This window comes from Ideonella sp. P3_A4 (assembly GCF_056403075.1).
In genome coordinates this window covers 1-4,623 of sequence record NZ_JBFUGE010000476.1, presented here as the reverse complement: position 1 = coordinate 4,623, position 4,623 = coordinate 1, and the positions used below count along the sequence as shown (strand labels likewise).

Annotated in this window: 3 protein-coding genes; 2 read left to right on the top strand and 1 reads right to left on the bottom strand. The window is 68.9% G+C overall.

Going from position 1 to position 4,623, the window contains the following annotated elements:
- Positions 1–228: 228 nt before the first annotated feature.
- Both AC1DYI_RS27145 and AC1DYI_RS27140 read left to right on the top strand, forming a co-directional pair.
- Positions 229–849: a DUF4166 domain-containing protein gene (locus AC1DYI_RS27145; RefSeq protein WP_477207234.1), complete on the top strand. Its 621-nt coding sequence runs from the start codon at positions 229–231 to the stop codon at positions 847–849.
- Between the two features lie 35 nt (positions 850–884).
- The gene (locus tag AC1DYI_RS27140) at positions 885–2,381 is read left to right on the top strand and encodes a TIGR01777 family oxidoreductase (RefSeq protein WP_477207233.1); all 1,497 of its coding nucleotides are present in this window, start codon (positions 885–887) and stop codon (positions 2,379–2,381) included.
- A 478-nt stretch (positions 2,382–2,859) separates the two neighbouring features.
- On the opposite strand, the gene AC1DYI_RS27135 is transcribed toward AC1DYI_RS27140, so the two are convergent.
- On the bottom strand, positions 2,860–4,623 hold a 1,764-nt coding region (locus AC1DYI_RS27135; protein ID WP_477207232.1), incomplete at its 5' end, for a GGDEF domain-containing protein.

The following is a 4,623-nucleotide window of genomic DNA, read 5'->3' as shown; positions in this document are numbered from 1 at the left end:
CCCAGTACCAGGGTTTCGAGCAGCGCAAAGGCGAGAACGGCGTGGATCAGCATCGGCGAGCGCTTGGCAGGCCCCTGTCAACGGCGTTGACGATGAGGGGGTCGAGCCCTGTATCCAAAGTATACAGGTCGAGCAGATAAACGCAATGAAATCAACGACTTGGCGCGCGCGAGGTGGCTGGCCCGGAAGCTGCGAATACAGGGTATCCGCAACGCCTCTCGACCCGCCATGCCTCGCTCCCTCGCCCTGACCGCCGCCGCCCCGACACCCGTGCTCGACCTGGCCGCACTGGTTGGCCCCACCGGCTGGGCCCGCCTGCCAGCGGCGGTGCGCCGGCGCTTCGCTGCGGGCCATCCGAACACGCATTACGCCGGCGACATGGCCCTGCACTGCTCGCCCGTCGGCCGCATCTTCGCCTGGTTGTCGCGTGCCGTCGGCAGCCCGCTGGCGGGCTTGAATGCAGAAGGCGTGGCAACGCAGGTGCGGGTGCTCGGCGATGGCGCTGGCGGCGTGGTGTGGGAGCGCCATTTCGGCGGCCAGCACCTGGTGCGCTCCACCAAGGCGTTAGGCCCGAACGGCCGCTTGGTCGAACGCACCGACGGTGGCCTGGGCATGGACCTGGACGTGTTCGAGTCGGGCGGTTCGCTGGTCTTCGAAAGCCGCCGCTTCTTTCTGCTTGTCGGGCCACGCGGCTGGCGCCTGCCGGTGCCTGCGCTGTTCACGCCCGGCACCTGCCGCGTGACGCACACCGACCTCGGCGAAGGGCGCTTTCGCTTCACGCTGGCGATGACCCACCCGCTGTGGGGCCGCACTTTCCACCAGACCGGCGTGTTCAGCGACCCCGTCTGAATCACACGCGACTGCAACCATTCGGGCAAAACATCATGACCACCATCTTCACCATCCTCTTCGTCCAGGCGCTGCTCGGCGCTTTCGACAACCTGTGGCACCACGAGCTGCAGGCCAAGCTGCCGCACCGCCCATCAGCCCGGCGCGAGCTGACGCTGCATGCGGCGCGTGAGCTGATCTACGGCACCCTCTTCATCGGCCTCGCCTGGTTCGAGTGGCGCGGTGCGTGGGCCGCGTTGCTGGGTGCGCTGTTGCTGGCCGAGGTCGGCATCACGCTGGCCGACTTCCTCGAAGAAGACCGCACGCGCTGCCTGCCACCGTTCGAGCGCGCGCTGCACACGGTGTTGGCGGTCGGCTATGGCGTGTTCCTGGCGACATTCGCGCCGATCCTCTGGGTCTGGAGCCAAGCCGACACCACGATCGTGCCGGTGGCGTACGGCGCCGTGAGCTGGTTGTTCAGCTTGTTCGGCTTGGTCGTCATTGGCTGGGGGCTGCGCAACGCCGCGGCGGTGCGTCAGCTGAGCCGCCGCGCTACGCCGCAGACGCGAGCCACCGTGCAAGCGCCACTGCCGTCGGTCCCGCCGACGGTGCTGGTGACCGGGGCCACTGGCTTCGTCGGCAGCGCGCTGGTCAACGACCTGCTACGCGACGGCCACCGCGTGATCGTGCTGACACGCGACAGGCTGCTGGCGCGCTCGCTCTGGAACCGCAGCGTCTGGGCAGTCGACACGCTGGCCGACATCCCTTCGGAAACGCGCATCGATGCCGTCGTCAACCTGGCCGGCGCCCGCGTGCTGGGCATGCCGTGGACGCAACGCCGGCGGCACGAGCTGCTGGCCAGCCGCGTCGACGTGACGGCCGCGGTGATTGCGTTGATGCGCCGCCTGCAGCAGCGCCCCGCCGTGATGGTCAGCGCGTCGGCGGTCGGCTACTACGGCGCCGTGGAGCCGGCACGTTATGGAGAGCCGCTGGATGAAGACGCCCCGCCGCAACCGGGCCAGTTCCAGTCGGACCTGTGCGTGGCGATCGAGCACGAGGCGCGCCGCGCCGAAGCGCTGGGCGTGCGCGTGGTGCGCCTGCGGCTGGGCGTGGTACTGGGCGGTGGCGGTGGTGCCTACCCTGGGCTGGCGCTGGCGGCTCGCTGTGGCCTGGGTGCTGTGCTCGGCGGGGGCCGGCAGCCGATGCCATGGATCCACCTCGTCGATGCGGTCGGGCTGGTCCGCTTTGCGATGGCACATCGCAAGCTGGCCGGGCCGATGAACGCCGTGGCGCCGCAGGTCTGCACGCAGGCCGAATTCACGGGGGCCAGCGCCGCGTCGTTTCATCGACATGCGTGGTTGCATGCACCAGCGGCGCCGCTGCGGTGGCTGATGGGCGAGATGTCGGACCTGCTGCTGCGCGGCCAACCAGTGCAGCCGCGCGTGGCACTCGCGGCAGGCTACCGGTTCCAGCACGGCGAGTTGCTGGCCGCCTGCGTATCGCTCGCCGAACCCGCACCGCGTGGCGGATTGGTCTGCCAGTCGGCAAGCTGAAGTGCCCCAGTTTGCAGCGTCGCGACAAGCGCCGCCGGCGTCGAACCCGCATCAACCCGAAGCGGGTTAGCACTGAGTAGCTGCAGGCCACCCCGGGCCCGTACAACTGCGGCCACGAAAGCAGGTTGCCACAAGCGCTTGGCTTTCGCGAGGCGCCCGCAGCGGCCGGCCACCACACCGGTTACTGGTTTGACTCGTCCCATTTCGAGCGCGGCCGGGCGACGCCGCGCTCATCCACTGGAGACGACATCGATGGTTCATTGGACGCCGTTGGGGCGCGTCGCGCTGCCCGCCCTGAGCGCTGCCGCTCTTGAGGGCGCACGCAGCCCTGGCAGCAGGCCCCTCGCCGGCCCGCTTCGAGCGGGCTGCACAACGATTGCTGGGTGCTCTGGAGTCAACAACATCGGTTGACCTGAGTTGACTCACCCCCTCAAGGGTTTGAGGGGGTTTGGCGGCAAGCGCCAGGTGACAGGCCTGTTCAGAGGGCCGCGCGCACCTGGTTGCGGCCGCCTTTTTTGCATTCGTACAGGGCCGTGTCGGCACGCAGCAGCGCATCGGCAACGCTTTCGCCTTCGGTCATCGCCGCGAGGCCCAGGCTCATCGTCACCTTCAGCTCGGGCGCAATGGGGCTCCAGGGGTGTTGCTCGATCGTGGCGCGCAGGCGGTCGGCCACCTTCAAGGCCTGGTCCAGCGGCAGGCCACCGCCAAAGCCGACCACGAATTCTTCGCCGCCCCAGCGCGCGATCGCATCGTGCGGGCGCAGGTGGTCGCGCAGCAGCCGGCCGATTGCGCGAAGCACGTCGTCGCCGCTGGCGTGCGAGAAGCGGTCGTTGATGTGCTTGAAGTGGTCGATGTCGCCAATCATCAGCACCAGCGGCTGGTCGAGCCCGCGCTCGGCTTGCAGCTGCGTGACGCGCAGCTCGAACTGGCGCCGGTTCGCCAGCCCGGTCAACGGGTCTTCCAGCGCCTGGCGCTTCAGCTCGCCCGCCTCTTCGGCCATGTGGCTGACCTGACGCTCCAGCTCGGCACTGCGCATGCGGGCCAACTCGGCGTCGACGCGGTTGCGCTCCACGTCGACCCGCGCGGCCAGCGCCTGCGCACGCGTGTCCGCCTGCGCAGCAAGCAAGGCCTCGCGTGTTTCGGCATAACGCTTGAAGAAATCGAGCGCCGAGCGCCAATGCTGCTGCGCCTCTTGCAGCAGGCTGTTTTCCAGGTGCACGCGGGCCAGCAGCTCTTGGTCCTGGCTCTCGTTGACCAGCGCCAACGCCTCGGCCACATGGGCCGCTGCGAACCGGTGCTGATTGCTCAGGCGCTCTACGCGCGCGAGGTGCAGCTCCAGGCTGGCGCGGCTGGGGCCTAAGCCAGCGATCTTGGCCGACTTGACGCCCAGCTTCAGCACCGCCCGCGCTTCGTCCAGCTCGCCCAGGTCGATCATCGCGTCGGCCGCTTCTGCGGCGCCGTTGAGCACCAGGTGATGCCGCTCGGTGGCGACCAGTTCGTCGAGCAGCTGGCGGTGCTCGTCGTAGGCCGCCATGATGGTCGCGCGGTCGGCATGCCGCTTGCGCGCGGCCACCATCCGGTAGGCGAACAGGTTGGCCTTGGTGACCGCGGCCAGGTTCGGGTCGTCGTGGCGCTTGTTCAGCTCGATGCAGCGTTCCCAGGCTGCCAGCGCCTGGTCCATCTGGCCCAGCGCCTGGTGAACTGCGCCAGCGTTGGTCCAGAACACGCATTGGTGCCAGGGCGCATCACCCACCAGTGGCAGCAGCTGGATCGCGCGGTTTAGAAGCTCCAGCGCCTCGGCCACCTGGCCCAGCTGCGCCACGGTGATGGCGTGCGCCGCCAACAGCCGCAGCAGGCGGATCGGGTCGGCCGCGCGCGTCAGCAACTCGATACCCAGGTGGCCGGCGGTCAGCGCTTCTTTGAGCTTGCCKGTGTACTGGTAGCCGATAGCCATCATGTGCTGGCAGATGCCCATCTGCAGCACGTCGTCGGCCTCAGACACGATCGGCCACATCTGTTGGCACAACGCGATGCCGGCTTCCATCTGGCCACTGCGCACCATCGTTGCGGCGCGCTCCAGCGCTGCCGCGGGGCTCTCTTGCTCCTCGGCGGCGGGCGGCTCCGCGGCAGCTTTCTTGCGTGATGTCTTGGGCACCAACGGCCGGGTGCGGACTGCACCGACGATCTGCGCAAAGCCCAGCTCACCTGCGGAAGGCGCGGGCGCCGTGGCGGTGACGGTCTC

Excerpts from the sequence above, each read along its gene's own strand:
- AC1DYI_RS27145 (WP_477207234.1), top strand. The coding sequence starts at position 229 with ATGCCTCGCTCCCTCGCCCTGACCGCCGCCGCCCCGACACCCGTGCTC.
- AC1DYI_RS27140 (WP_477207233.1), top strand. The coding sequence starts at position 885 with ATGACCACCATCTTCACCATCCTCTTCGTCCAGGCGCTGCTCGGCGCT.